Origin of the sequence: Paraburkholderia sp. EG304, assembly GCF_046543485.1 — a bacterium.
In the GTDB taxonomy this organism is placed as follows: domain Bacteria; phylum Pseudomonadota; class Gammaproteobacteria; order Burkholderiales; family Burkholderiaceae; genus Paraburkholderia; species Paraburkholderia youngii.
In genome coordinates this window covers 1-258 of sequence record NZ_JBKGUA010000438.1, presented here as the reverse complement: position 1 = coordinate 258, position 258 = coordinate 1, and the positions used below count along the sequence as shown (strand labels likewise).

1 protein-coding gene is annotated in these 258 nt (G+C 71.7%); it reads right to left on the bottom strand.

The features are described from left to right. The coding region (locus ACLFKU_RS44635; protein WP_410853505.1) for an AMP-binding protein at positions 1–258 on the bottom strand (258 nt) is incomplete at both ends.

Here is a 258-nt window from a genome sequence, read left to right as displayed (position 1 = left end):
CCCCGCGCCCGGTCAGATAATGCGCCAGACGGTTGGCCCGCGCATTGAGCTCGCCATAGCTCACGCGCTCCTCCGCACAGACCACCGCCACCGCCTCCGGCGCCTTGGCGACCTGCGCCTCGAACAGCTCATGGATGCACTGCTCCGACGGATACGCCGCCGCCGTCCGGTTCAGCTCCTCCAGCAGGTACGCCCGCTCAGCGCCCGGCAGGATGTCCAGCTCCCGCACCGGCGTGTGCGGCGCCCGCTCCAGCGCCT